The organism is Variovorax sp. CF313 (assembly GCF_000282635.1).
In the GTDB taxonomy this organism is placed as follows: Bacteria; Pseudomonadota; Gammaproteobacteria; order Burkholderiales; family Burkholderiaceae_C; genus Variovorax.
The window spans coordinates 53-24,473 of sequence record NZ_AKIW01000041.1 but is presented as its reverse complement, the minus strand read 5'-3'; the positions used below and the strand labels follow the sequence as shown (position 1 = coordinate 24,473).

General features: G+C 68.3%; 22 protein-coding genes. 7 read left to right on the top strand and 15 right to left on the bottom strand.

Annotated features, from left to right (window positions below; genetic code table 11):
• Positions 1–136: 136 nt before the first annotated feature.
• From guaD to PMI12_RS12645, 3 genes are all read right to left on the bottom strand, one after another.
• Positions 137–1,423 (bottom strand): guanine deaminase, encoded by a 1,287-nt coding sequence (gene guaD, locus PMI12_RS12655; RefSeq protein WP_007832799.1) that lies wholly within the window; start codon positions 1,421–1,423, stop codon positions 137–139.
• A 76-nt stretch (positions 1,424–1,499) separates the two neighbouring features.
• Positions 1,500–2,486: a hypothetical protein gene (locus PMI12_RS12650; RefSeq protein ID WP_007832797.1), complete on the bottom strand. Its 987-nt coding sequence runs from the start codon at positions 2,484–2,486 to the stop codon at positions 1,500–1,502.
• On the bottom strand, positions 2,483–3,088 hold the full coding sequence (locus tag PMI12_RS12645; RefSeq protein WP_007832795.1) for a short chain dehydrogenase: 606 nt from the start codon (positions 3,086–3,088) through the stop codon (positions 2,483–2,485). Before PMI12_RS12645 ends, PMI12_RS12650 begins: the two co-directional genes overlap by 4 nt.
• Before the next feature lie 103 nt (positions 3,089–3,191).
• On the opposite strand from PMI12_RS12645, the gene PMI12_RS12640 reads away from it, so the two are divergent.
• A complete protein-coding gene (locus PMI12_RS12640) occupies positions 3,192–4,073 on the top strand; it encodes a LysR family transcriptional regulator (RefSeq protein WP_007832793.1) in 882 nt (293 codons plus the stop codon).
• Positions 4,074–4,195: 122 nt separating this feature from the next.
• Here PMI12_RS12640 and PMI12_RS12635 read toward each other — a convergent pair whose 3' ends face one another.
• The gene (locus PMI12_RS12635; RefSeq protein WP_007832791.1) at positions 4,196–5,299 is read right to left on the bottom strand and encodes a BMP family ABC transporter substrate-binding protein; all 1,104 of its coding nucleotides are present in this window, start codon (positions 5,297–5,299) and stop codon (positions 4,196–4,198) included.
• Positions 5,300–5,400: 101 nt separating this feature from the next.
• A complete protein-coding gene (locus PMI12_RS12630; protein ID WP_007832790.1) occupies positions 5,401–6,342 on the bottom strand; it encodes a LysR substrate-binding domain-containing protein in 942 nt (313 codons plus the stop codon).
• Positions 6,343–6,438: 96 nt separating this feature from the next.
• Between PMI12_RS12630 and PMI12_RS12625 the strand changes: the two genes are divergently transcribed.
• Positions 6,439–7,746 (top strand): MFS transporter, encoded by a 1,308-nt coding sequence (locus tag PMI12_RS12625; RefSeq protein WP_007832789.1) that lies wholly within the window; start codon positions 6,439–6,441, stop codon positions 7,744–7,746.
• On the opposite strand, the gene PMI12_RS12620 is transcribed toward PMI12_RS12625, so the two are convergent.
• The 3 genes from PMI12_RS12620 to PMI12_RS29570 all read right to left on the bottom strand — a co-directional run bounded on the left by PMI12_RS12620 (position 7,707) and on the right by PMI12_RS29570 (position 9,858).
• Positions 7,707–8,768 carry an adenosine deaminase gene (locus PMI12_RS12620; protein WP_157632187.1) on the bottom strand — a complete coding sequence of 354 codons (1,062 nt, stop codon included), beginning with the start codon at positions 8,766–8,768 and terminating at the stop codon, positions 7,707–7,709. The genes PMI12_RS12625 and PMI12_RS12620 overlap by 40 nt on opposite strands.
• 86 nt (positions 8,769–8,854) lie before the next feature.
• Entirely contained in the window at positions 8,855–9,658 is an 804-nt protein-coding gene (locus tag PMI12_RS12615; protein ID WP_042673296.1) for an IclR family transcriptional regulator, read from the bottom strand.
• A gap of 68 nt (positions 9,659–9,726) precedes the next feature.
• Complete coding sequence (locus tag PMI12_RS29570) at positions 9,727–9,858, bottom strand: hypothetical protein (protein WP_272943561.1); 132 nt, start codon at positions 9,856–9,858, stop codon at positions 9,727–9,729.
• On the opposite strand from PMI12_RS29570, the gene PMI12_RS12610 reads away from it, so the two are divergent.
• From PMI12_RS12610 to PMI12_RS12590, 5 genes are all read left to right on the top strand, one after another.
• Positions 9,857–10,624: an ABC transporter substrate-binding protein gene (locus PMI12_RS12610; RefSeq protein WP_007832784.1), complete on the top strand. Its 768-nt coding sequence runs from the start codon at positions 9,857–9,859 to the stop codon at positions 10,622–10,624. The genes PMI12_RS29570 and PMI12_RS12610 overlap by 2 nt on opposite strands.
• Positions 10,625–10,790: 166 nt before the next feature.
• On the top strand, positions 10,791–11,462 hold the full coding sequence (gene ehuD / locus PMI12_RS12605; protein ID WP_007832782.1) for an ectoine/hydroxyectoine ABC transporter permease subunit EhuD: 672 nt from the start codon (positions 10,791–10,793) through the stop codon (positions 11,460–11,462).
• Entirely contained in the window at positions 11,459–12,220 is a 762-nt protein-coding gene (locus tag PMI12_RS12600) for an amino acid ABC transporter ATP-binding protein (RefSeq protein WP_007832780.1), read from the top strand. Before ehuD ends, PMI12_RS12600 begins: the two co-directional genes overlap by 4 nt.
• Complete coding sequence (locus tag PMI12_RS12595) at positions 12,217–13,500, top strand: NAD(P)/FAD-dependent oxidoreductase (protein ID WP_007832778.1); 1,284 nt, start codon at positions 12,217–12,219, stop codon at positions 13,498–13,500. The genes PMI12_RS12600 and PMI12_RS12595 overlap by 4 nt, the downstream gene beginning before the upstream one ends.
• Positions 13,501–13,588: 88 nt before the next feature.
• On the top strand, positions 13,589–13,981 hold the full coding sequence (locus tag PMI12_RS12590; protein ID WP_007832776.1) for a nuclear transport factor 2 family protein: 393 nt from the start codon (positions 13,589–13,591) through the stop codon (positions 13,979–13,981).
• Between the two features lie 151 nt (positions 13,982–14,132).
• Here the strand turns inward: PMI12_RS12590 and PMI12_RS12585 are convergent, their stop codons facing one another.
• From PMI12_RS12585 to PMI12_RS12555, 7 genes are all read right to left on the bottom strand, one after another.
• Positions 14,133–14,504, bottom strand: coding sequence for a hypothetical protein (locus PMI12_RS12585; protein ID WP_007832770.1), 372 nt, complete (start codon positions 14,502–14,504; stop codon positions 14,133–14,135).
• Positions 14,505–14,636: 132 nt separating this feature from the next.
• Positions 14,637–15,293 carry a hypothetical protein gene (locus PMI12_RS12580; RefSeq protein ID WP_007832767.1) on the bottom strand — a complete coding sequence of 219 codons (657 nt, stop codon included), beginning with the start codon at positions 15,291–15,293 and terminating at the stop codon, positions 14,637–14,639.
• A gap of 104 nt (positions 15,294–15,397) precedes the next feature.
• On the bottom strand, positions 15,398–16,336 hold the full coding sequence (locus tag PMI12_RS12575; RefSeq protein WP_007832765.1) for an FHA domain-containing protein: 939 nt from the start codon (positions 16,334–16,336) through the stop codon (positions 15,398–15,400).
• A 22-nt stretch (positions 16,337–16,358) separates the two neighbouring features.
• Positions 16,359–18,497 carry a TOMM precursor leader peptide-binding protein gene (locus PMI12_RS12570; RefSeq protein ID WP_237726087.1) on the bottom strand — a complete coding sequence of 713 codons (2,139 nt, stop codon included), beginning with the start codon at positions 18,495–18,497 and terminating at the stop codon, positions 16,359–16,361.
• Positions 18,490–19,272 carry a class I SAM-dependent methyltransferase gene (locus tag PMI12_RS12565; RefSeq protein WP_272943562.1) on the bottom strand — a complete coding sequence of 261 codons (783 nt, stop codon included), beginning with the start codon at positions 19,270–19,272 and terminating at the stop codon, positions 18,490–18,492. The genes PMI12_RS12570 and PMI12_RS12565 overlap by 8 nt, the downstream gene beginning before the upstream one ends.
• A 67-nt stretch (positions 19,273–19,339) precedes the next feature.
• Positions 19,340–20,134 (bottom strand): BMA_0021/BMA_0022 family TOMM bacteriocin, encoded by a 795-nt coding sequence (locus PMI12_RS12560; protein ID WP_007832759.1) that lies wholly within the window; start codon positions 20,132–20,134, stop codon positions 19,340–19,342.
• Between the two features lie 18 nt (positions 20,135–20,152).
• Positions 20,153–24,181: a TOMM system kinase/cyclase fusion protein gene (locus PMI12_RS12555; RefSeq protein ID WP_007832758.1), complete on the bottom strand. Its 4,029-nt coding sequence runs from the start codon at positions 24,179–24,181 to the stop codon at positions 20,153–20,155.
• Positions 24,182–24,421: the final 240 nt, after the last annotated feature.

Genomic DNA, 24,421 nt, shown 5'->3' with positions numbered 1-24,421 from the left:
TCGTGTCGCTACGCCAACCCCTCAAGGGGCAACACCAGCGGCCCGGCAAAGCCGGTTCCGCGGTGTTCCTCGAAAAGGTTTCGCCGCGCTCGCTGGGTCGGCGATTGTGGCATGGGCGGGTTCGCCCTCTCAGGCCTCAGCCAGCCTGCGAAATCACCGTGCGCTCGACCAACCGGTCGTCGCCCAGCACGATCATCGCGAAGAGCATTTCTTCCAGCGTGTTCGCCAGCTTCGTCTTGCGCGCCAGCAGCGGCGTGGCTGCCGGATTGAGCACCAGGAAGTCGGCTTCGCAGCCCGGCTGCAGGTTGCCGACCACGCCGTCGAGCCCCAGCGCGCGCGCCGCGCCGCCGGTGTGGCGCCACCAGAGTTCCGAGGGCGCGATGCTCAGGCCGGCCTTGGTCTGGCCTTCACGGCCGACGTAGTAGGCCGCCATCATGGTGTGGAAGGGGCTGAAGCTGGTGCCGCCGCCCACGTCGCTGGCCAGGCCATAGGGATAGTCCACGCGGTCGGCCGCGCCGAAGTCGAAGAAGCCGCTGCCGAGGAACAGGTTGCTGGTCGGGCTCACGGCCGCGGCCGTCTTCGTCTCGCGCAGCAGCTCGCGGTCGGCCTCGTCGAGGTAGATGCAGTGCGCGTACACGGCGCGCTCGCGCATCAGGCCGAAACCGGCGTACACATCGAGGTAGGAACGCGCCTTCGGATACAGCTCGCGCACCCATTTCACTTCGTCGCGGTTCTCCGCCACGTGCGACTGAATCCAGGTGTCGGCGTACTTCGCGGCCAGTTCGCCCGCGCCGCGCAACTGGGCTTCGGTGCTCGCGGGCGCGAAGCGCGGCGTGATGGCATAGCCCAGGCGGTCGACGTTGTGCCACTTGCGGATCAGTGCCTCGGTATCGATCAGGCTCTGCTCCGTTTCGTCGCGTACCCCGTCGGGCGAGTTGCGGTCCTGCAGCACCTTGCCGGTGATCATGCGCAGGCCGCGGCGCTGGGCGCCTTCGAAGAAGGCGTCGACCGAGGCCACGTGCGAGGTCGCGAAGGTCAGCGAGGTGGTGACGCCGTTGCGCAGCAGTTCGTCGAAGAACACGTCGGCCACTTCGTTCGAATGCGCAGGGTCGGCGAATTTGCTTTCGGCCGGGAAGGTGTAGTTCTCGAGCCAGGGCAGCAACCCCGGCGAGGGCGAACCGATGATGTCGGTCTGCGGAAAGTGGATGTGCATGTCCACGAAGCCCGGCGCGAGGATGCGCCCGGGCAGGTGGGTCGTCTGCGCATCGGGATGGCGCGGCGCGACGGCGGCATGGCTGCCGGCATCGAGCACGCGCTGGCGGCCGGTGCCGTCGGGGGCGACGACCAGCAGCCCGTCTTCATCGAAAACGGGCTGGCCGGCGGCATCGAATCGCAGGAGGGAGGCGCGGTAGGCTTTTTTCATCGTGGGTAGGGAGGGTAATCCAGCCCCGCCGGCCCACGATTTCCACGCGCGTATGAGTGCTATATGCGGAATGCACTCAGCGTGCTGGCAGTGCACGCGACTGGATGTCGAAGGGCACGCCGGTCGGCACAGGCCCGTCGCCGTCCTTGCGCTTGGTCAGCAGCGAATACTTCGACTCGATGAAATAGACGCGGTTGCCCCATACCGCGCCGGACGACGGGTCGTTGAGCCCCGCCACCACCGTCTGCAGGCCGAGCCTTGCACCGTCGACGCGCGCCACGGTGACCTGGCCGCCATAGGGGCCCTCGCCGAAGGCATTGCTTTCGAACAGCACGAGCCGGCCCGGCTTCCAGGCGCGGATCGCGTCGACGTTCTTCAGCACGCGCGGAGCTTCGATGCGCGTGACCTCCCCCGCATTGCCGTCGGCGCCCAGGCCGATGCGCAGCACGTAGGACGCCGCGGCCACGAGACTCACGTAGACATCGCGCCCGCCGTCGATGGCGATGCCGTTCAGCCCCTTGTAGGGCCCCGGGCCGGCCAGCGCCGGGTCTTCCTTCCAGACCGCGAGCGCGGCGGCGCCCGGCGCGAGCTTCAGCACGCGCGGGTGAAAGGAGTCGGTCACGTAGAGGTTGCCGCGCGCGTCCTGGGCGAGGTCGTTGCAGTAGCCGTTGTCGGGCATCGCATAGCTGGCATGCGGTGCGCCGGTGGCCAAGTCGTAGCGCTTGAGCGCGCTCGGCGTCTGCGGCACTGTGGTGAAGCCGCTGTTGCCAGAGCAGATCCACAACGCCCGCCGCTTCGCATCGACCAGCACGCCCTGCCCGTTCGCAAGCCCGTTGGCGCCGGGCTGCACCAGCACTTCGGCCTTCGGGGCGACGCCCGGCTTCAGCCGCGCGACCGCGCCCTCGCGCCAGCTGCCGACGTAGAACGCACCGTCGGGGCCGATGGCGACGCTTTCCGGATACCAGTCGTCGGGCAGGGCCTGTACGGCGGGCGGGGCGGCCGAGGCCGTCGCCGCGACGTACGCAAGCAACGCCCCGAGCAGCAGTGTGCGCGCCCGCGTCATTGCCACACGCGATATACGCGTCCCGTCTGCGGCCCTTCGACACTGCGGATGTAGGCCTGCGCAGCCTTCGCCGCCGACACCGACTCGAAACCCGGAAAGAACGACCCGTACAGCGGCAGCGACTCGGCCAGCACCGTCGGGCTCACCACGTTGATGCGGATGCCGCGCGGCAGTTCGATGGCAGCGCCGCGCACGAAGCCTTCAACCGCCGAGTTGACCGCCGTGGCATTCGCGCCGTGGCGGATCGGCTCGTCCGCCACGATGCCCGTGGTCAGCGTGATCGAGCCGCCGTCGGTCAGCACATGCTGGCCCAGCAGCGCGAGCCGCACCTGGCCGAGCAGCTTGTCCTGCAGGCCGACGTTGAAGTCGGCCGGCCGCATCTCGTTCAGCGGCCCGAAGAACAGCCCGCCCGCCGCCGACACGATGGCATCGACCCGACCGACCGCCGCATACAGCGCCTCGACGCTCGCGTCGCTCGTGATGTCGACCTGGTGATCGCCACGCGTGCGGCCTGCGCGAATCACCTCGTGGTGGCGCTCGGCCAGTGCCTGCACCACCGCACTGCCGATGGCGCCTGTCGCGCCCACAACCAGAACTCTCATGAAAACCTCGCCGGATTGAATGAACAGGCGGCCATTGTTTTGCGAACCATCAATTTGATAAATTGCCGTCCGGTTCGGTCATTCGAAACTTTAGGTTTTCAATATGGACAAGCTGCGCGCCATGGAAGTCTTCGTCGCCACGGTGGATGCGGGCAGCTTCGCTGCGGCCGCGGAGGCGCTCGACCTGTCGGCCGTGATGGTCGGCAAGCACATCCGCGCGCTCGAAGAACAGCTCGGCGCGCGCCTGCTGGAGCGCACCACGCGCCGCCATTCGCTCACGGAAATCGGCGCCGCCTATCTCGAGCGCTGCCGCGACGTGCTCTCCAGCGTGCACATCGCCGACGGCGTGGCCGAGTCGCTGCGCGCCATGCCGCAGGGCGTGCTGCGCGTGACCGCGCCGGTGGCGTATGGCGCGCACCGGCTCACGCCCGTGATCGGCGAGTACATCGCCGCCTATCCGCAGGTGAAAGTGGAGCTGAGCCTCAACGACCGCGTGGTCGATCTCGCGGAGGAAGGCTTCGACTGCGGCATCCGCTCGGGCGCCGCGGTCGACGAACGGCTCATTGCAAGGCCGCTGGCGCTGTCGCGCATGTGCGCGGTGGCCAGCCCCGAATGGGTCGCACGCCACGGGCAACCCAAGCACCCATCCGACCTGGAGGCATTTCCGCTGCTGGGCTTCGCAACCTGGGGACCGGACCATGCATGGCGCTTCACGCGCAAGGGCAAGACGGTGCATGTGCCCGTGCGCGGCCCGCTCACCACCAACAACGGCCAGGCCCTGCTGGCCGCAGCCATGGCCGGCGTAGGCGTGATCGTGCAGGCCGACGCGCTGCTCGGGCCCGCCATCGCCTCGGGCCAGGTGGTGCGGCTGTTGCCCGGATGGGAACTGCCCACGCGGCAGGTGCACATCATGCGGCTGCCGGAAGCGCGGCCGAGTGCCAAGCTGCGGACCTTCGTGGACTTTGTGGTCGAGCGGCTGGGCTGAAGATCCGCGTTCTACTGATAAATGACGTCAGCGGTGACACCTGCGCCGCTTCGCCAGCGCATCAAGACCCTGTTGCGCCGAAGCTCCATCGCCACGGGCAACGCCGTCGGCCCGCAAGCCCGTTAACGGGCCACCCGCCCCTGCACTCCCTCGACCAGCCAGTTCATCTTCAGGATCTGCTCGTCATTGAGCTGCGCGCCCTTGGCAACCACGACGTGGCCCTCGTTGTCGCGCACGTCGGCGGCCACCGCACGAAACGGCTGCAGCTTGCCGGCCGCGATGTCCTTCTGCCGCGCCAGCACCTCGTCCTGCACGGCCTTGGGCACCTTGGTGCCGAAGTCGCCGACGCGGATCATTCCTTCCCTCACGCCGCCCCAGAGGTTGCCGCTCTTCCAACTGCCTTCGAGCACGGCCTTCGCGCGCTGCGTGTAGTAGCCGCCCCACTGGTGCGTGACCGCGACGATCTGCGCGTCGGGCGCGATCTTGCGCATGTCGGAGTGATAGGCAACGGCCATCCTGCCGCGCTCCTGCGCCGCGGCCATCACGGCGGTGGAGCCGGTGTGGAAGGCCACCACGTCGGCGTTCCGGTCGAACAGCGCCATCGCGGCGTCGCGCTCCTTCGGCGGATCGAACCACTCGTTGAGCCACACCACGTGGACCTTCGCAGCCGGATTCACCGAGCGCATGCCGAGCGCGAAGGCGTTGATGCCCTGCAGCACCTCGGGAATCGGGAAGCCCGCGACGTAGCCGGCGATGTTGGTCTTCGTCATGCGGCCGGCCGCGATGCCCGCGAGGTAGCGGCCCTCGTAGTAGCGCGCATTGGCGGTCGCGACGTTGGGCGCGGTCTTGTAGCCGGTGATCGATTCGAACTTCACCTCGGGGAAGTCCTTCGCCACCTTCAGCGTCGGCTCCATGTAGCCGAAGCTCGGCGTGAAGATGAGCGTGTTGCCCTGTTGCGCGAGGTCGCGGATCACGCGCTCGGCGTCGGCGCCTTCGGCCACGTTCTCGACGTAGGTGGTCTGGACCTTGCCGCCCAGCGCCGCATCGACGGCCTTGCGGCCTTCCTCGTGCTGGCGCACCCAGCCGGCATCGGTGACGGGCGTGACGTAGACGAAGCCGATCTTCAGCGGCGCTTTGGGCGACTGCGTCTGCGAAAAGGCGGGAGAAAAGAAAAAACAGGCGGCAGCGCACGCCAGAACGGCGCGGCCAGCGAGGTTTTTGTACATGGTGTTCCTCTACATGGCCCCGGAAAAGCACAACCCGCAGCCGGCCGGGACGCCCGGCTGCGGGGTTCGGATTTTAGTGCGGCCTTCGTGCGGCCGTTTTTCTACTCGAGCTGCACATGCTGGCGCACAGCCTCCAGCAACAGCGTGGCCAGCCGGCTCGCCGGGGCCTCGGAGTGGGCCTGCGCGCGATAGAGCACGAGCGATATCTGCGGCAGCGCCGGCAGGGACAGCGTCGCGCGATCGATGGCGCGTACGTGCGAGGGCAGCCCGAAAGGCGTGCGCACCGTAAGACCCAGTCCGGCCGATGCGGCGGCCCACAGCGCCGCGAGGCTGGCACTGCCGAAAGCCCGGCGCCACGGCACGCCGGCGCGGTCGAGCGCGGTGATCACGATCTCGCGCAACGGGCACGGGGCATCGAGCATGATCAGCGGCAGCGGCTCCTTGCTCCTGGCCTGGCGCGTACCGGCGCCGCGGCTCTCGCGCTCCGTCCACCAGGGTGCTTCGACCCTGTCGGGCGTCTTCGGGCCGATCCACAACAGCGGCAGGCGCGCGACGCGTTCGGCGTAGGGCGACAGGGGCTGGTCGCCCGCGTCCCACGCCAGTGCCAGGTCGAGCTGGCCGAGTTCGAGCCGCTCGCGCAGTTCGCCGCTGCGCGCCACGCAGGCCTCGATGCGCACCTTGGGATGTGCGCGCGCGAAGCGGCCAAGCACGGCGGGCAGCAGCGTCTCGCCGAAGTCTTCCTGCAGGCCCAGGCGCACCCAGCCCTGCAGGTCGGTGCCGCGCATGGCGGCGCCGGCTTCTTCATTCAGTTCGAGCATGCGGTGGGCATAGGTCAGCAGCGTCTCGCCTGCATCGGTGAGCTCCAACCCGCGGCCGGCCTTGCGGAACAGCACGGTGCCGGCCTGCGACTCCAGCTTCTTCAGCTGCGCGCTCACCGCCGAGGTCGAACGGCCCAGCCTGTCGGCCGCGCGCGCATAGCTGCCGAGCGCGATGCCGGTGGAGAAGGTGCGCAGCACGTCGAGATCGAACATCACCTGGCTCATGTCGGGTCCTTTTCTTATAGTCCTGATTTTCGGGACGATGGGCTCATTATTTTCTGATTTTCAAAACCTTTGCAGCGGCCGACACTGCCCTGCAACATGACCCCTTCACCCCACTCCTCTTCGTTTTCCCCACGCCACCGCTGGAAGGTGCTGGCTGCAGGCGTGGCCGCCAACGCGGCCTTTTCCGTGGCCTTCAGCGGCATTCCCATGACCGCCGTGCTGATGCGCACCGGCTACCAGCTCGACAACGCCACACTCGGGCTGGTGCTGGGCCTCATGGGGCTGGGCATTGCCGTGAGCGAGCTGCCGTGGGGCCTGTTGACCGACCGCTGGGGCGACCGGCCCGTGCTGCTGACGGGCCTGGGCAGCACGGCCGTCGCGCTGGTGGCGATGGCGCTGTGGGCCGCGCCGGGCGCAGGGCACATTCCCGGCCTCGGCTGGCTCGGCGCCGGGCTGCTGCTGGTCGGCCTGCTGGGCGGCAGCGTCAACGGTGCCAGCGGCCGTGCGGTGATGACATGGTTCGACGCCGGCGAGCGCGGCCTCGCGATGAGCATCCGCCAGACGGCCGTGCCGATGGGCGGCGGCATCGGCGCGCTGGTGCTGCCCTACGTCGCGCTGCACTTCGGCTTTGCCGCGCTCTACGGCCTGCTGGCCTTGCTGTGTGCGTTGAGCGCGGCCATGAGCTGGGCCTGGGTGCACGAGCCGCCTGTCGCGCCCCGTACCAAGGCCACGGCCGAAGCGCGTGCCGTGTCCAAGAGCGGCCCGCTGCGCGACGCTCGCGTGTGGCGCATCGTGCTGGGCATCGGCATTCTCTGCGCGCCGCAGTTCGCGGTGCTGTCCTTCGGCACTGTGTTCCTGCACGACTTCGGACATGCGGGCCTGGCGACGATCACCGCCACGATGGTCTTCACGCAGGTCGGTGCGATGGTGATGCGCGTGTGGAGCGGCCGCTGGACCGACCGTCGCCGCAACCGACCGGCCTACCTGCGCGCCTGCGGCGCCCTCAACGTGCTGCTGTTCGCTGCACTCGCGGTGCTGGTGATGGCCGCCGGTACACATGTCGCCGATTCATTGGCGCTGCGGATCGCGCTGGTCGTGCTGCTGGGTGTGAGCGGTGTCTGCGTGTCGGCCTGGCACGGCGTGGCCTACACCGAGCTCGCCACGCTGGCCGGCGCATCGCGTGCCGGCACGGCGCTGGGCATGGCGAACACCAGCGTGTTCCTGGTGTGCTTCATCACGCCCTTCTCTATTCCCCACCTGCTGGCGCTGCAGGGCTGGCCGCTGGTGTGGCTCGCGGCCAGCGCCTGTGCGCTGGTGGCAATGCCACTGCTGGTGCCGCGGCCCGATACCGCAGCCACTGCCGATCAGAAGGTCGCGAAGACCGCGTTGAGCCGGTCGACGTAAGCGCGCTTTGCGGCCGCGTCGATGAAGCTGCCCTCGAAGCTGTTCGCCGCGAGTTGCCAGGCCTGCTGCGCGTTGAGCCCGGTGGCCGCGAAGGTCTGCGTGAAGTTCTGGTTCATGTAGCCGCCGAAGTAGGCTGGGTCGTCCGAGTTGACAGTGGCGACCAGGCCCGCATCGAGCAGTGCGCCCAGGTTGTGCTGCGACAGGTCGGGGAACACGCAGAGCTTGAGGTTCGACAGCGGGCACACGGTGAGCGGGATGCGGTCTTGTGCGAGCCGCTTCATCAGCGCAGGGTCTTTGGTGCTTTGCACGCCGTGGTCGACGCGCTCGACCTTGAGCACGTCGAGCGCACTCCACACGTACTCGGGCGGGCCTTCTTCGCCCGCGTGCGCGACGAGGTGAAAACCCAATTCGCGGCAGCGCGCGAACACGCGCGCGAACTTTTCCGGTGGGTGGCCGACTTCACTCGAATCGAGCCCCACGCCGATGAACTTGTCCCGAAACGGCAGCGCCTGCTCCAGGGTCTCGAAAGCCTCTTCCTCGCTCAGGTGACGCAGGAAGCACAGGATGAGAGCCGCGCTCACGCCGAGCAACGGCTGCGCATCGACGCATGCGCGGTGCAGGCCGTTGACCACCGTTTCCATCGCCACGCCGCGCGCGGTGTGCGTCTGCGGGTCGAAGAACATCTCGGTGTGCACCACGTTGTCGGCCGCGGCGCGCTCCAGGTAGGCCCAGGCCATGTCGTAGAAATCTTGTTCCTTGAGCAGCACGCTGGCGCCGGCGTAGTAGATGTCCAGGAAGCTCTGGAGGTTGGTGAAGGCGTAGGCACGGCGCAGTTCCTCGACGCTGGCGTACGGAATGGACACGCCGTTGCGCTGCGCGAGCGCGAAGATGAGTTCGGGTTCGAGCGAGCCCTCGATGTGCATGTGCAGCTCGGCTTTGGGCATGGCGCGCAGCAGCGCAGGCAGGCGCTCGGCGGCGATGCGGTCGAAGCTCTTGTCGTAGGTGGGGCGGAAATCGGTCATGGTGGGTGCGAACTGCTGCTGCGTTGTGATCCCGCACAGCATAAGGGCACCCACCTGCCGGCGCGATGTCTGAAACCCTATAGGTGTCAGTCGATGCTGCGCGCCGAACTGGTGAGCGAGCGCGCGCAAAGCAGCAGCGTGGGCGCCAGCTTGCGCACCGCCTCCTCCAGCGTCCAGCGGCTGGTCGGCGCGACGATGTGCACCGATGCCACCGGCCTCCCCTGAGCGCCCAGCACGGGCGCGGCGATGGTCATGTCGCCGAGGAAAAGCTCCTCGGCATTGGTGGCGAAGCCCTGCTGCCGCGCCTGGCGCAGCTCCTGCAGGATCTCGTCCACGCCGGTGCGGGTGTGCATGGTATGGGCCACGCGGTCGGAGGCTTCGATGAGCGCGCGCGCCTCGTCCTCGGGCAGCGCGCTCAGGAAGGCGCGCCCCGAAGCCGTGCAGTACATCGGAATGCGGCTGCCGATGGGCATGTGCACCGGCACGAACTGCGCGCTGACGAAGCGCGCCACGTAGACCATGTCCAGCCCGTCGGGCTCGGTGAGGCAGGAGGTTTCGGTCGTCACCTTGGTGAGTTCCGACAGGAAGGGGTTGGCCACGTCGATCAGCGAGTGCGCCGCGAGGTAGTTGAAGCCGATCTCCATGACCCTCGGCGTGAGCTGGTAGCGCCGCGTCTTCGGGTGCTTGCGCACGTAGCCCAGCTTCTCGAGCGTGAAAACCATGCGCTGCGCCGAACTCTTGGTGATGTCGGTGGCCTCGGCCACGTCGGCCAGCGTCATGGTGCGGCGCCGGGCGCTGAAGGCGCGCAGCACGGCCAGGCCCTTCTCCAGCGACTGGTTGAAAAGCAGGCTCTGGCCGTCTTCGGGGGCTGTGTCGGGTGTGGCGTCCATGGCGGTGGAGTATATCCACATTCCTTTGAAATATCGAATATCGATATCTTAGACTCGACTAATGGTTTCTATTTATTGTTTATAGATTCAAAAGAATCGATTATTGGCACGCATGTTGCATCGCGCTGCCCAGCAGCACCTTTCTTTCCCGCCTCTCTTCTTCTTTCTTCAACTTCCCTTGCTTCGAGGAGTGCTCCCATGAATCGCATCGTTCGCCGCCTTCATCGCCTGGCCCTGGGTCTTTGCATCGCCGGCGCCGCCTCGCTGGCGGCCGCGCAGGGCGCCGCGCCCACCTACAACGTGGGCGCCACGGCCACCGGCGTGCCCTTCACCTTCCTGGACGTGAAGACCAACAGCATCCAGGGAATGATGGTCGACACCGTCACCGCCGTGGGCAAGGCCGGCGGCTTCGGCGTCAACGTGCAGCAGACAGTGTTCTCGGCGTTGATCCCCTCGCTCACCGCACGCAAGATCGACATCGTCTCGGCCGCCATGCTGAAGACGCCGGCACGCCAGGAGGTGGTCGACTTCAGCGACCCGGTCTACTCGTACGGCGAAGGCCTGATCGTCAAGGCCGACGACGCCCGCGCATACGTCTCGCTCGACGAGCTCAAGGGCGAGGTGGTGGGCGCGCAGGTCGGCACGGTGTTCCTCGACATGCTGAACAAGAAGGGCATCTTCAAGGAGGTGCGCAGCTACGACTCGGTGGCCGACATGACGCGCGACCTCTCGCTCGGGCGCATCAAGGCGGGCCTCGGCGACCAGCCCATCATGGCCTACCAGATCCGCCAGAACACCTTCCCCGGCGTGAAGCTGGTCGACAGCTACAAGGCCGTGAACGTGGGCGATGTCTGCCTGGTCGTGCGCAAGGGCGACACCGAGACGCTGGCACGCATCAACAAGGCGATCGCCGCCATCAAGGCCGACGGCACCCTGGCGAAGATCGTCCAGAAGTGGGGGATCTGATGCACATCCCCAGGCTTCGCGCACTTCGTGTCGCTGCGCCACCCCCCTTGCAGGGGGCAACACCTGCGGCCCGGCAAAGCCGGTTCCGCGGTGTTCCCCGAATGGGCCTGCCTACGTCGGCCGGTCGATTCGACGGGCTGCGCACCGCGCGACAGGACTGATGTAGATGGCTGCTCCCACCTTCCTCCAGCACGCGCAGGACTTCCTGCCGATCCTCCTGCAGGGTGCCGTGGTCACCGTGCAGGTGACGGTGCTCTCCTTCCTGCTGAGCAGCGTGCTCGGCCTGGCGCTCGCGCTGATGAAGCTCTCGCCGGTGCGCGCGCTCTCGTGGGCCGCCACGGTGATCGTCAACGTGATCCGCGGGCTGCCGATCATCGTGCAGCTCTTCTACATCTACTTCGTGCTGCCGGAGTTCGGCGTGCAGCTCACGGCCTTCCAGGCCGGCGTGATCGGGCTGGGCATCGCCTACTCGGCCTACCAGGCCGAGAACTTCCGCGCCGGCATCGAGGCGGTCGACCCCGGCCAGCGCGAGGCGGCGCAGGCCATGGGCATGCGCTCGGCGCTGATCATGCGGCGGGTGATCCTGCCGCAGGCCTTCCGCATCGCGCTTCCGCCGTATGGCAACACGCTGGTGATGATGCTGAAGGACTCCTCGCTGGTTTCGACCATCACGGTGGCCGAGATGACGCGCGCGGGCCAGCTCATCGCCTCGTCGACCTTCCAGAACATGACGGTCTACACGCTGGTCGCCCTGCTCTACCTGCTGATGAGCCTGCCGCTGGTCTGGGGCCTGCGCCGTCTCGAGAAGCGTTTTGCCGCAGGAAGGAAGCAGCCATGATCCACGTCGAGGGACTCGAAAAGCGCTTCGGCGCGCACCGCGTGCTGCAGGGCGTGAGCCTGCACGTGGACAAGGGCGAGGTGGTGTGCCTGATCGGCCCGTCGGGCTCGGGCAAGTCGACCGTGCTTCGCTGCATCAATGCGCTGGAGTCGTACGAGGGTGGCGAGATCCGCGCCTTCGGCGAGCGCGTGGACCGCAACGCACCGAACATCCACCGGCTGCGTAGCCGCATGGGCATGGTGTTCCAGCGCTTCAACCTGTTCCCGCACCGCACCGTGCTGGAGAACGTGATGGAAGGCCCCGTCTACGTGCTGCGCCAGAACGCCGCGCGGGCGCGCGAGGAAGCGATGGCGCTGCTGGCCAAGGTCGGGCTGGCCGAGAAGGCGCAGGCCTGGCCCGCGCAGCTCTCGGGCGGGCAGCAGCAGCGCGTGGCGATCGCCCGCGCGCTTGCGATGAAGCCCGAGGCCATGCTGTTCGACGAGCCGACCTCGGCGCTCGACCCCGAGCTGGTCGGCGACGTGCTCGGCGTGATGCGTGCGCTGGCCGACGAGGGCATGACGATGATCGTGGTCACGCACGAGATGGGCTTCGCCCGCGAGGTGGCCGACCGCGTGTGCTTCCTGCACAGCGGCAGCATCGTCGAGGAAGGTCCGTCCGCACAGGTGCTGGGCGCGCCGCGCCATGCGCGTACGCAGGACTTCCTGCGGCGCGTGCTGCATCCTTCCGGTGCGGCCGGCTCCGGGGAGGTGCGCGCATGAGCGCAGCCAGTGCCATGCCGCCATCGCTCTGGGCCGCCACCGCGCCGCCCGCCGCGCCGACGCCGCCGCTCGCCGAATCGCGCAAGGCCGACGTGCTGATCGTGGGCGGCGGCTTCACCGGCCTGTCTGCCGCGCTGCACCTGGCCGAGGCCGGCGTGCAGGTGTGCGTGCTCGAGGCACATGAGCCCGGCTGGGGTGCCTCGGGGCGCAACGGCGGGCAGGTGAACCCGACGCTCAAGCACGACCCCGACGAGCTCGTGCGGCTGTACGGCGCCGAGCGCGCCGAGCCGCTGATCGACGCGGTTTCGGGCTCGGCCGACCTGGTGTTCGACCTGATCGCGCGCCACGGCATCGACTGCCAGCCGGTGCGCAACGGCTGGCTGCAGGTTTCCTACGCGGCGAAGGACGTGGCCGGCCTGCATGCGCGCGCCGAGCAATGGGCCAGGCGCGGCGTGAATACGCTGCCGCTCGACCGCGCGGCCGTCGCGGCGCGGCTGGGCACCGATACCTTCGCCGGCGGCTGGCTCGACGGCCGCGCCGGCGGCATCCAGCCGCTGGCCTACACGCGCGGGCTGGTTCGCGCCGCGCAGGGCCTGGGCGTTGCCGTGCACGGCGGCACCGAGGTCACGGCGCTGGAGCGGCGCGGCTCGCACTGGCATGCGAGCACGTCGACGGGCGCCAGCGTCACCGCGGAGCAAGTCGTCATAGCGACCAACGGCTACACGGGCGCGCTGTGGCCCGGGCTGAAGCGCACGGTGCTGGCGGCCAACAGCTTCATCGTGGCCACCGAGCCGCTGAAGGGCGCGGCGGCCGACGCGATCCTGCCGCGCGGCGAAACCGCCTCGACCTCGCAGCGCCTGCTGCTCTACTTCCGCAAGGACGCGCAGGGCCGCCTGCTGATGGGCGGGCGCGGCCATTTCGCCGACCCGGGCGGTCCCGCGGATTTCGCGCACCTGGAGCGCTCGCTGGAGCTGCTGTTCCCGCAGCTCGGGCCGCTGCGCTACGAGTACCGCTGGGCCGGCCGCATCGCCGTCACGCGCGACTTCATGCCGCACGTGCACACGCCGGCGCCGGGCATGACGATCGCGCTGGGCTACAACGGCCGGGGCATCGCGCTGGCCACGAGCATGGGCAAGCACTTGGCTGCGCGGCTCGTGGATGCGGGCGCGGATTTTCCGTACCCGGTGACGCCGATCCAGCCGATCCCGCTGCATGGCCTGCAGCGCTTCTACGTGGCCGGGGGCGTGGCCTGGTACAGCCTGCTCGACCGGCTGGCCTGACGAGTCGCCCAGGTGCCCGGGATGTCTTGCCATGTCGCACGCCTGTGCGTCAAATGCCGGGCATCCTACTCACCTCTTCAGGAGACACATGCCGATCGACACCCTCGCCACCTGGCACCGGCTCGTCAAGGAACGCGATGTGGCGGGGCTCGATGCCCTGCTCGACGACGAGGCCGTCTTCCATTCGCCGGTGGTGCACACGCCCCAGGTGGGCAAACGCATCACGCAGAAGTACCTGGCGGCGGCATTCCAGGTGTTCTTCAACGAGAGCTTCCGCTATGTGCGCGAGCTCAGGTCAGAGCACGATGCGGTGCTCGAATTCGCGCTCGAGCTGGACGGCATCCAGATCAATGGCGTCGACATGATGAAGTGGAACGACGCAGGCAGGATCACCGAGTTCAAGGTGATGCTGCGCCCGCTGAAGGCCGTGAACCTGATCCACCAGAAGATGGCGGCGCAGCTCCAGCCCCCGCAATCCTGACAGCGCCAATGCGCCCGGCACGCCACGGCGTTCGAACCGGCGCGCCCCCTTCGCGAGACACCGCGGAACCGGCTCCGCCGGGCCGCAGGTGTAGCCCCCCGGCGAGGGGGTTGGCGCAGCGACACGAAGTGCGCGTAGCCTGGGGGAGTATTTATTCAGCGACGACGTGCAGGCTGCCCTGCACGCTGTACGCCCGCACGCACATCCGGGTCAACTGCACGAGAAACCGAAACACGGCCGGCTCGCTCAGGCAATCCGGGGTGATCGCCATGATGTCCTTGCGGAACTCCATCAGCCCGTTGCCGGACATCGCCATCTCGGCGGAGGTGCCGTAGTAGTGCTTCCAGAAGTCCTGCAGCGGGCCGCGCTTCACCTCGTCGATCACCAGCGTATAGCCGCGCTCCCAGACCTCCTCGTCCATGGCCAGGCAATCGACGTTGGGGTCCTGCAGACGGGCGCCTGGGGGCACCAGGAACACGCGCCGCGTCGCTACCCGCTCAACGGCGGCTTGCTGTGGGCGCATTGCCTGACTCCGCAAGCTCGATTGAAGCGGCTGGCGAGGTGCAAGAATCGGTGAAGGTGTGTTCTGCAGCATGGCGTGTGCTTCTCATGATGGGTGTCCTCGAGGAAACCAGGAGGTGTGACAGCTGAAAATTCAAACCGCGAGCAGCCGCAGGCGGCTCGCGTTGGAATGGGCCAGGCTCTTTGGCGGGTCCCAGGTTCCATTGGCGTTCAATGTGGTGGTCAGCGCGTAGACGCCGGCCGGATACGGCAACTCGAGCGGGTTGTTGATCGCGCTGACGTCGATCACATCGCCTTCCTCGTAGTCGCCATAGGCGATGAAGTAGCGGGGGCGCGGCGAGAAGGCCAGGTTCTGGTTGGGGCGTGCCTGCGCCGCATACACCGTGCTGCCTCCCATGGTCACGCCCACGGCAGCCGCGGACCTGCCCGGGACGCTGGCCGACTCGGCGAGATAGAACCGCGACCGATCGGGTCCCGGGATCGGGTTCACGAACCGGTAGGCACGGTCGTAGTCGAGCGTGATCTTGTTGTTCAGGCCGGTCGCGTCGTAGGTTTCCGTGGCGGTGAACTGGGTGCCGGGCTGCAGTTCGCCAGTTTCAGCCCAGGAGAAGCCGGTGTCGACGCTCCACTGGAACTTGACGCGCGAACTCGGGCCCGGGTTCGAGAACTCGGCGAACCAGGCCAGCGACAGCGCATTCGGCGCCCATTGCGTCGGGTCGTTCTGGAACACCATGAAATAAGCCGAATGACTCGCATGGTTGTTGACCGTGACTGAATAGATCATCCCCATGGCAACTCTCTTCCGGAAGTGATGGATCAGGCGGTTGGTGCCGCAACGGCACCGAACTGGACCTCACTCTAGGGATCGCGGGGGGAGAATGAAATTACAGGCGATTACACGCGCTGTGCGCCGCCCTGGATCTCGAAGGGATAGTTGCCGAGGCGCACGTTCCCGCGCCGTCGCTCGACCAGCGGCGGCTCGGCCAGCCGGGGCGGCAATGCATTGAGGATCTGGTGCTTCGCCCTGAAGATCTGGATGTTCACGTATGAGGGCTCCACGCCCAGCATGCGCGAGAGTTCGTCCAGCCCGATCCAGCCCTGGCTCTGCGGCGCAACGCCTTTTTGCGCGTCCTGCTGCCGCACACGGGCGAGCGTGACGAGGGTGTAGTGATGAATGCGTTCGCCGAGCGACACCGATTTGCCGTCCGCCACCAGGCTCAGGCTCGTGTGCTCCTCGTTCTGGCTGACATTGAAGTGCAGCGAAACCTCCGCCGAGGCCGGCGCCGAGGCTGCGATCGGGTTCTCGGAAGTGGACGCCAGGTCGTCGCCCAGCACGAACTCCCACGTGCTGCCCGAGGTGCGGACCACGGTGCCATCGCTGAGGTACTCGATGCCGCCGATGTGCTCGAGCATCCATTTGCCTTCGTGGAAATACACGTTCACTTCAGGCTGCTGCTCGTCCGGCAGCAGGTTTTCGCGAAGGTTCAGCACCACGGCGGCGCCGCGCCCCTCGCTCGGAAAAAGGCAGGTGGCCGGCGGCGCGAGGTCGTCCGCGATCCAGACCGTTTCATCGCCCACGCCCATGCGGACTTCGGCGCCCGCGGGCAAGACGGTCCAGCGGCCGCCCGGCAGGCGCTCGCCGTTCAACGTGGTGCCGTTGCGGCTCTGGTCGACGATCTCCCATGCGCGGCTGTTCCATCGGACAAGCGCATGGACCTGTGACACGTCCGGCGCCTTCAGCACCGTCTGGCATGCCGAGGCGCGGCGGCCGAAGGCATGCACGGGCCGCAGCATGGTGGCGCGCCCGTCGAGCTTGTTCCTGAAAATAGCCATCGGTGCATTCTCTCTCGCGAGGTCAGACGTAGAGCGCCTGTGGATTGAGGTCGCCCTCGCTCATCGGAGTGTCGCGCCATCCCATGGCGACGGGCACCCTGTACAGGCGCGGGTTGCCCAGCTCCGGCCAGATGTGGCACAGGCCGGGCACGATCACCTTCACCGTGCACAGCGGGATGTCGGGGCGCGTGTGGTCGAGGACGATGGTCTCCAGGCCGAGGGCAGCGGCAATGCCGACGCAGCGCTTGATTTCTTCCGCGATATCCGTCTGCGCGGCCGGCGCCGTCACGGCGTCGCTCACCTTCGACGGCATGAGAAAGCCGGCGCGCTGCATTGCAAAGGTCTTGCCGGCCACGATCAGCTGGCTCATTTCCGTGAGCGCGCGTTCGCAGGCCAGCGCGCGGTCGGTGCTGCAGCCGAAGCCGATGGCCCACTCGCCCGTTTGCCCGTGCCGGCCGACGGCAACCGCCACCGGGATGCCGAAGTCATGGGTGATGTCGAGCACCCAGCGCTCCCACTCCGGGCCGCAGGTGCGCTCGATGCGCAGGCAGATTTCGGCGCACAGGCCACCGAGGTCGATGGCCGGCCTGCGGATTTCGCCGTACCACCAGATGGCTGCGGCATCGCGCTCCACCAGTTCGAGAAAGCCCTGCAGAATGGCTTCCTCGCGCGTGTTCCCGGCGGCGCATCCGTTCGATGTCCAGCTGACGTGGCACTGGCTTGGCACCGGCGCATTCGCGAAGCAGAAAGCCAGCGGGAGGTAGCAGCGGGCATCGGAAGTCAGCGACCAGGCGGGCGTCCACCATGCGGGCTGACCCGGGGCTGCGGACGAGGTCGCCACGGCGTGCGGTGGCTTCTCCGTGTCGAACCGCGCGCGTTGCCGATCGCTGAACAGCGCCAGCGCCTGCGGCTGGACGCAGCGCGCGTCGAGGTCGGCGGCGAGCGCGACGACCGAGGCCTCGTCGCCCTGGTAGAAGGCGGCGTGGCGTTCGACCGCCTCGCACAAAGCGCTGGCACGGGACTGCTCCATCGACATGCCTTTGCCGAGGCAGACCTGGGTCAGCGGGCCGGGCAGCGCATCGCCGCCGGCCGGTGCAGTCCTGAAGATCTCGCTGCGATAGACCGTCAGCGCATCGTCGGATTCGGCGTTGAGCGGCCGCACCTGCGCGATCGCGCCGCACAGCGGACTGACGTGGCGCGCGAGCCGCTCCACCGTGGCCGAGGCAGGCACAGTGCGCCAGCCGCCATCGCGCCGGGCGGCGGGCAGGCCCGGCGCCAGCGCGATGCGTTCGCGTTGCCGCTGCGCCATGAGCCCCGGCGTTCCGCACTGCGGGCACTGGGGACGGCCGAAGACGAAATGCGGCTGCGGCGAATCCAGCGTGCGCACCTGCGCATCAGGGTGCGCGGCGAGTTGCCTGGCGATGGGGAGCAGTCGATCGAGGCGTTCGCCGACAAGCCCGTCGCCGGCGCGCACGGGCGGGCCGATGGCCATGCCGCCGTGGCGGTCCTGCCACCAGGCGCGCGCCGGCCGGTTCCCGAGCCAGCGGTGCGCGAGGCAATGCCAGCAGGGGCCGGCCGGCTTCCCGCGCGGCCTGAAGACCGGGCCGGCCATGGCCTGTTCGCCGGTCGGCTTGACCAGCAGCCATGGACGCCCCGAAGCGCGCTGCTGCGCATCGATCACGCCGAGCCGCGGGTCCAGGCAGTCGTCGCAGAACACGAGGGTGAGGCCAGCGCCGCCCGCCTCGGCGATCGCCAGCCCCCAGCGCCGTGCCGCGCCGTCGTTCACGGCCTGCGACAGCAGGACGAAATCGACGTGATCGGAGACGGCCGCACGCGCGGGTTCCACCGAGAAATCGGGCACGAGGTACGGCTCGCCGCCGTCCGTCGCGGCGGGTCGCACGAGCCCCTGGCGCGCCAATGCTTCGAGCGCATGCAGCATTTCCGCGAGCGGCGCGGCCGCGCCTTCGCTGCGGCAATAAGCCGCGAGGCTGACACGCTCGCGCAGCACGCGCTCGAGGGCCATGACGCCCGGCGAGCCGAGCACGAGCAGTTCGCTTTCGCTCAACAGCAGCAGGTTGTCCTTCAGCACGACCGGCGGCAGGTGCTTCTCGTGCCACCGGAAAACGTCGCCGAAGAAATCCGGTGCCGCGGCGCTACGCATCGTCTTGCGGGCCCAGCGCAAGGCGCACGACGGCATAGGGCCAGGCGCCTGTCGCGGCCTGGAACGCCGCTTCGAACAGCCGATGCTGTTCGGAGAATTGCGCATAGATGTGGTCTTCGGACAGCACCCGCATCGACGGATGCAGACGCGCGATCTGCACGGCGTCTTCGAAGCCCGACACCACCGGCAGCCGCATGCCGCCCACCGCCATGGGCTGGCGCGCGAGCACCGGGTGCACATGGTCGAGCACGACGGTGCACGGCGTCGCGCCGTGCTCGAAGCGCCCGGCCAACCGGCACAGCAGGGCCTCCAGCGGCGCCTGCGGCAGGTAGGGGCAGACGCCCTCCAGCATCGCGAGCACGGGCCGCTCGCCGGGCAGGCCGGCGGCGTCGAGCCACGCGTCGTCGAGGATCGAGCAGGCGAGGTCGGTCTCGCCTTCGCCGCGCGCCATGTGCTGCGCCCGCAGGCCGATGGCGTCCGGCAGGTCGATGTTCAGCCAGCGGGAACCTGCCGCCACGGCCGCCCCGAGCCGGCTGCGCCGCGTGCAAAGGCCCGCGCCCAGCGTGATGCACAGGCCCCCCGGATGGATTGCGAGGAATTCGGCCGCGAAACGGTCGAACAGTGCGGCGCGCAGGACCACGCTCCTGACGAATGCCGCGTCCATCGCATAGGCCGAGAGGTCGAAGGGCAACGAGGCCGCGATGCGCTGCGCCTCGGGGTCGGAGAACGCCTGCGCATCGCCGCGCAGGCGGCTGGCCTCGGCGCGCGCGGCCAGTGTCAGCAGGAGCGTGGCCGTGGCGCCTTGCAGCGCGCCAGCGGCCAGCCCCCGATCGACCGCGGACTCAGCAGGTGAAGGGATAGGGGTCGCCCGTGTTGTTGTACGAGGTGAGCGCGATCGCCCGCATGCCCTCTTCCACCGGCGCGTTCGGGTAGTTGAGGAGGAGGCCGTTCTTGATCGGCGAGCCGTCGGCATTCTCCAGGTTCCATTCGCCGCGCGCCGTGTCCCACGTGAAGGCGGAATTGGTCGTGAACAGGATCTTGAAATTGAACGGATTGTTGTAGCCCAGCCATTGGCTCAGCACCGGCGCCTTGTCGGTGTCGGGGTCGCGCGTCAGGTCGAAAAGGAACTCCGGCGATTGCCATGCGAGCGCGATCGCGCGCAGCACCAGGCCACCGAACGCCAGCAGAGAACCTTCGCCGCCGCCGGGGATGCCAAGGCCCGTGGGCAGCGCGGCTTTCATCAGGCCGGCGGTGGACGCTTCGGGCGCCTCGAAGGCGACGGCGCCGCCCATGAAGTTCGGGAACACCTGGTAGTAGGCGGCCAGCGCCTCCGCGGCATGCGAGGAAGGCGCCTGCGGCAGCACGATGATGAAGGAATCGTCGGGGCCGACCCAGCCAGAAGTCAGCATCGGCTTCCATTCGGCGCGCATGTCCGGATCCGGATTCTGGAAGAGCCTGATGTCGACTTGCGGCCACATCGTCGGCAGGCCGAAGTCGCGGCGCAGCATGGGCTGAATGTCCTGCTGGTCGAGCAGTTCGCGGCGGTAGGCATCGTCCTGCCACGATCGGGCAACGCCTCGAAGATAGGCAAGGCGGAATTCGAGCAGCGGTTCGGCGCTTTGGCGTTGAGGGGTCATGGTCACTTCATCCTTGGTTCAAGAAACAAATGCATGCAGGGGCATGCGTGCAGACAACTCCGATCGCAGGCCGGCCAGCTCCTCCAGGCGTGCGGCCACGTCGCGGCCTTCAGGCGCCAGTGCCTGCAACGCCGCCAGGGCCTCGTACTCGGTCCTGTGCTTGGCCCCCTCGCGCGCCACTTCGGCGGCCTGCGCGAAGCAGGCGGCCACCGCCGCGCGCTCACCGCCGGCGGCCTGCAGGTAGCGGGCCTTCTGCAGATGGAGCTCGGACCTGTAGAGCCCTTCCTTGAGCTCGTCCGCCATGCGCAGGCACTCGTCGATGCGCTCGAGCGCTTCGCTCCAGCGCTGGTTGGCGGCCAGCGTGTCCGCGGCGAAGGCACGGTAGTAGGTCTGGCAATAGCGGCAGCCCATGCCCCACAGCGCCTGCACCCAGGCGTCGGCTTGCGCGATGCTGTCGACGTCGCCGGTGGCCCAGCAGCGGATGATTTCCGCATACCCCTGGAACGCCGGCAGGCCATAGCGCGCGGTGATGCCGAGCAGTTCGCCCGTGCTGACCAGCGCCCGCGCCTTGTCGTTGCGGGCCTGGTGGCCCAGGCTCTGGTACAGCAGGGCCATGCTCAGCGACGGAATGTGCGACATCTCCCGCGCCCACCGGACGGCATTCGCGGCGTCGGTGCGGGCGGCCGCGTCGTGGCCCGCGAACCAGCGCACCAGCGCGCGCCCCGTGGTGGCCCATACGCGGGTGTCGAAGCCGAAGTCGGCAGCATGGTGCGCGTGCGCTTCGGGGCTGTAGCGCTCGATGGCGTCGGTCAGCGACTGCTCGCCGAGTTCGAACTGGCCGTCGGAATAGTGCGCGAGCCCAAGATAAGTCTGTGCCGCCACGAACACGCCCTGGTCCTGCTGCTGCACGGCATGGTCGAGCAACCGCTGGCTCAGCCGCTGCACCTCGGCGCGGTTGCTCGCGACGTGGTGGAAGGTGATCAGCGTCCACAGGTGCTGCACCTGCTTCTCGCGGGGCACGCTGTCGTCGAGCAGTTCCTGCGACAGGGCGATGCGGTCCACCACCTGCGCATGCGCCCAGCCGTACTTGTTCATCATCGCCTGCGTGACGTAGCTGTTCACGTCGAGGCGCGCCTCGCGCTGCGCAGCGCCATCCAGGCGCGCCATCCAGCCGTCGATGTGCTGGGCGTAGGAAATGGTTTCGTCGTTCAGCGAGCGATGCTGGGTAATGCGCAGCTGCTGCACCGCCAGCGCCATGGCCTGCGCGTGCTCGCCGGCATCCGCCCAGTGCTGGGCCACGCTGCCCGGCTCGTCCGCCACGCGCTGCGGCTGGCTGTCCAGCAGCGTCTGCGCCACGTTGCGGTGCTGCTGCTGGCGCTGCGCGACGAGCATGCACTCGTAGGCGGTGTCGCGGATCAGCGCGTGGCGGAAGATGAAGGCGCCCGGCGGCCCGGCCGGCGCCACGAGCCCCGCGTCGAGCAGCACGGCCATGTCCTTGTCCATGGCTTCGGGGAGCTTGCCCGAACAGGCGCACAGCAGCTCGGCATCGAATTGCCGCCCGATGGTGGCGGCCAGCTGCAGCAGGCCCTTGACGGGGCCCAGCCGGTCGAAGCGACTGACCAGCGAGTCGCGCAGCGTGACCGGAATGGCCGCTGGCTGCGCGGTGTCCTTGAAGACCCAGACGCCGTCCTTCTCCACCAGGTAGGCGTCGAGCAGCATGCGCGCCATTTCCTGGATGAACAGCGGCACGCCGTCGGTGCGCGCGACCACGTTGTCGATCACCTGCGGCGCGGCGATTCTCGGCGCCAGCGCCTGCCGGGCCAGTTCGGCCGCCTGCGCGTCTTCCAGACGGCGCACCTCGATGCACGCCGCCTGCAATTCCGGCGGCTTCTCCCATTCCGGCCGCGCGGTCAGCACCAGCAGCACGCGCCGCTGCGGCAGCTGCGCGACCAGCTGCTCGAGAAACTCGATGCTCGTGGGGTCGGCCCAATGCACGTCCTCGAGCAGGAGCAGCAGCGGCGCCGCCTCGGCCATGTGCAACAGCCACTGCGCGATCGACTGCAGCAACAGCGCCTTCTGCATCGGGGGAGACATCTGGCTGGGCGCGCTGTCGCCCAGCGGCAGGGAAAGCCATGCGCAGAAGATCGGCAGCACCGCCTCGCCGTCGCAGCCGGCCGCATGCAGGGCCTCGCGCAACCGCTCCCGCCGGGCGTCCGGCGTGGCGGCGTCGGGCGCGGCGTCGAGCCGCTGGCGCAGCAGCGCCAGGAACGGCGTCAGCGCGTTGTTCTGGCTTTCGGGCTGGCACTGCGCACTGACGGTCTGCCACCCTTCCTGCGCCACCTGCTCGCGCAGCATGTCGGCGAGACACGACTTGCCGATGCCGGGCTCGCCGCGAATCCACACCGCGCCGCCTTGGCCTTGCCGGGCCTGGGCCCACGCCGCGCGCAGCTGTTGCAGTTCCGGCTCGCGGCCAATGCACGCCTCGTGCAGTGCCTGTTCCGCCGACTCGTGCAGCATGGACGCCTGCCGCTTGCTGCTGAGGCAATAGGTCTGGATGCCGCCGGACTGCCCCGGCAGGGCCACGCTGCCGGCCTTGTCGAAGCGCGCATGGCGCCCCAGCAGCCGGTAGCTGCTTTCGCTTGCCAGCAGCGTCCCGGTTTCGGCAACGCCCTCGAGTCGCACCGCGACATTGACGGCATGGCCCGACGGGATTTCTCCGGCGGCCACCACCGCCATGCCGGTGTGCATGCCCATGCGGATACCCAGATGGACGCCGTGCGCCTGCTCGATGGCGGCCGAGCGCTGGCGGCTCAACGCAATCAGCTCCAGCGCAGTCATGCCGGCCTGCCGCGCGTCGGTGTCGCTGGCATGCGGATAGCCGAACAGCACGATCATCCGGTCGCCCAGCGTGCCCGCCAGCAATCCGCCGCGCCGCGTGGCGGTCTCCGCGAACAGGGAGAGCTCGTTGCGCTGCAGCAGTTCCAGTTTTTCGATGTCCGAGGGCAAGGCATCGTCGGCGCCCTCGGCGTCGGCGTCCGGCCAGACCGAGACGCTGCAGCACAGCACCGTGAGCTGGCGCTTCTCGGAGAAGCCGCGCGTCGTCACCACGGTATGGGCCAGCGCCTCGTCCTGCGCCTGCTTGGCCGAGCGCAGCACGCCCACGAGGTCGTCCAGCCGCAGGCGCCCGAGTTCGGCCAGCAGCGTGGCCGCGGAATCGCAGCGGTCGGCGGCCTTCTTCCTCAATGCCTGCCGCAGCACGGACGCCACCGGATGGCTGGCGATTTCCGAGGGCAGCGGCACTTCCTGCGGGCTCAGTTGCTGATGAAGAATCTCCGCCGCCGATGCGCCGCGGATGGCGGGCACGCCGGTCAGGCATTCGATGAACATCAGGCCCCAGGCATACAGATCGGACTTGACGCCGGGTGGCTCGCCGCGCAGCTGCTCGGGTGCGCTGTAGGCCGGCGTGCCCAGGGACTCTTCCGTCATCGTGAGCGTCAGGAATTCAGCGCCCCTGTTCGTGGGTATGACGGTGCTGATGCCGAAGTCCAGCACCTTCGCATGCGGGACGGCGCCGGTGAACGTGACCATCACGTTGTCCGGCTTCAGGTCGCGATGCACGATGCCCGCGGCATGCGCGCAGTCCAGCGCATCCAGCACTTCCGCCATGAGGTGGGCGGTTTCGGGGGCCGTCAAAGCGCCCTTGCGCCGGATCAGGCTGGTGAGCGTTTCTCCCGGCACGTACTCGAAGACGCCATAGACGCAGGCGCCCTGCTCGCCCTTGTCGAGCAGCTGAACGATGTGCGGATGGTGCAGCGCGGCGCAGAGCTTGGTCTCGCGGTGGAAACGCGCAACGCGCTGGCTGCCGACCTGCAGCTTGACGACCTTGATGGCGACCACGGTGCCCGTGCGCTGCTGCAGCGCACGATAGACGGTGCCGTAGCCGCCTGCGCCCAGTTCCTCCAGCAGGTCGTAGCCCGGAATCTCCAGCGATTCCGGCAATTGCGGTTGCAACGCTGTGTACGTGGGGTTGGTGGCGGCATCCTGCATTTCAGCCTCGTCGTGATGGAACGTTGATGGTCCTCCGGGACTTGCCTCGGCCGCGTTCCGCGCTGCGACGGTACGCAATAGTGACACTAATTGTTACTGTAGCGGACACAAGGACTTTTCAGGTAGGCAACACTCCAAAAAAAGAAAACCCGCAACAAGTGCGGGTTGTTAGAACTTTTCGGTGTATATGCTGCCGCCCGGCGCAGCCCGGGCTCCTTCGCGAACACCGCGGAACCGGCT

What these genes read in the sequence shown, in the direction of transcription:
- guaD (WP_007832799.1), bottom strand. Translation starts at nt 1,423, where the DNA reads ATGAAAAAAGCCTACCGCGCCTCCCTCCTGCGATTCGATGCCGCCGGC.
- PMI12_RS12650 (WP_007832797.1), bottom strand. Translation starts at nt 2,486, where the DNA reads ATGACGCGGGCGCGCACACTGCTGCTCGGGGCGTTGCTTGCGTACGTC.
- PMI12_RS12645 (WP_007832795.1), bottom strand. Translation starts at nt 3,088, where the DNA reads ATGAGAGTTCTGGTTGTGGGCGCGACAGGCGCCATCGGCAGTGCGGTG.
- PMI12_RS12640 (WP_007832793.1), top strand. Translation starts at nt 3,192, where the DNA reads ATGGACAAGCTGCGCGCCATGGAAGTCTTCGTCGCCACGGTGGATGCG.
- PMI12_RS12635 (WP_007832791.1), bottom strand. Translation starts at nt 5,299, where the DNA reads ATGTACAAAAACCTCGCTGGCCGCGCCGTTCTGGCGTGCGCTGCCGCC.
- PMI12_RS12630 (WP_007832790.1), bottom strand. Translation starts at nt 6,342, where the DNA reads ATGAGCCAGGTGATGTTCGATCTCGACGTGCTGCGCACCTTCTCCACC.
- PMI12_RS12625 (WP_007832789.1), top strand. Translation starts at nt 6,439, where the DNA reads ATGACCCCTTCACCCCACTCCTCTTCGTTTTCCCCACGCCACCGCTGG.
- PMI12_RS12620 (WP_157632187.1), bottom strand. Translation starts at nt 8,768, where the DNA reads ATGACCGATTTCCGCCCCACCTACGACAAGAGCTTCGACCGCATCGCC.
- PMI12_RS12615 (WP_042673296.1), bottom strand. Translation starts at nt 9,658, where the DNA reads ATGGACGCCACACCCGACACAGCCCCCGAAGACGGCCAGAGCCTGCTT.
- PMI12_RS12610 (WP_007832784.1), top strand. Translation starts at nt 9,857, where the DNA reads ATGAATCGCATCGTTCGCCGCCTTCATCGCCTGGCCCTGGGTCTTTGC.
- PMI12_RS29570 (WP_272943561.1), bottom strand. Translation starts at nt 9,858, where the DNA reads ATGGGAGCACTCCTCGAAGCAAGGGAAGTTGAAGAAAGAAGAAGAGAG.
- ehuD (WP_007832782.1), top strand. Translation starts at nt 10,791, where the DNA reads ATGGCTGCTCCCACCTTCCTCCAGCACGCGCAGGACTTCCTGCCGATC.
- PMI12_RS12600 (WP_007832780.1), top strand. Translation starts at nt 11,459, where the DNA reads ATGATCCACGTCGAGGGACTCGAAAAGCGCTTCGGCGCGCACCGCGTG.
- PMI12_RS12595 (WP_007832778.1), top strand. Translation starts at nt 12,217, where the DNA reads ATGAGCGCAGCCAGTGCCATGCCGCCATCGCTCTGGGCCGCCACCGCG.
- PMI12_RS12590 (WP_007832776.1), top strand. Translation starts at nt 13,589, where the DNA reads ATGCCGATCGACACCCTCGCCACCTGGCACCGGCTCGTCAAGGAACGC.
- PMI12_RS12585 (WP_007832770.1), bottom strand. Translation starts at nt 14,504, where the DNA reads ATGCGCCCACAGCAAGCCGCCGTTGAGCGGGTAGCGACGCGGCGCGTG.
- PMI12_RS12580 (WP_007832767.1), bottom strand. Translation starts at nt 15,293, where the DNA reads ATGGGGATGATCTATTCAGTCACGGTCAACAACCATGCGAGTCATTCG.
- PMI12_RS12575 (WP_007832765.1), bottom strand. Translation starts at nt 16,336, where the DNA reads ATGGCTATTTTCAGGAACAAGCTCGACGGGCGCGCCACCATGCTGCGG.
- PMI12_RS12570 (WP_237726087.1), bottom strand. Translation starts at nt 18,497, where the DNA reads ATGCGTAGCGCCGCGGCACCGGATTTCTTCGGCGACGTTTTCCGGTGG.
- PMI12_RS12560 (WP_007832759.1), bottom strand. Translation starts at nt 20,134, where the DNA reads ATGACCCCTCAACGCCAAAGCGCCGAACCGCTGCTCGAATTCCGCCTT.
- PMI12_RS12555 (WP_007832758.1), bottom strand. Translation starts at nt 24,181, where the DNA reads ATGCAGGATGCCGCCACCAACCCCACGTACACAGCGTTGCAACCGCAA.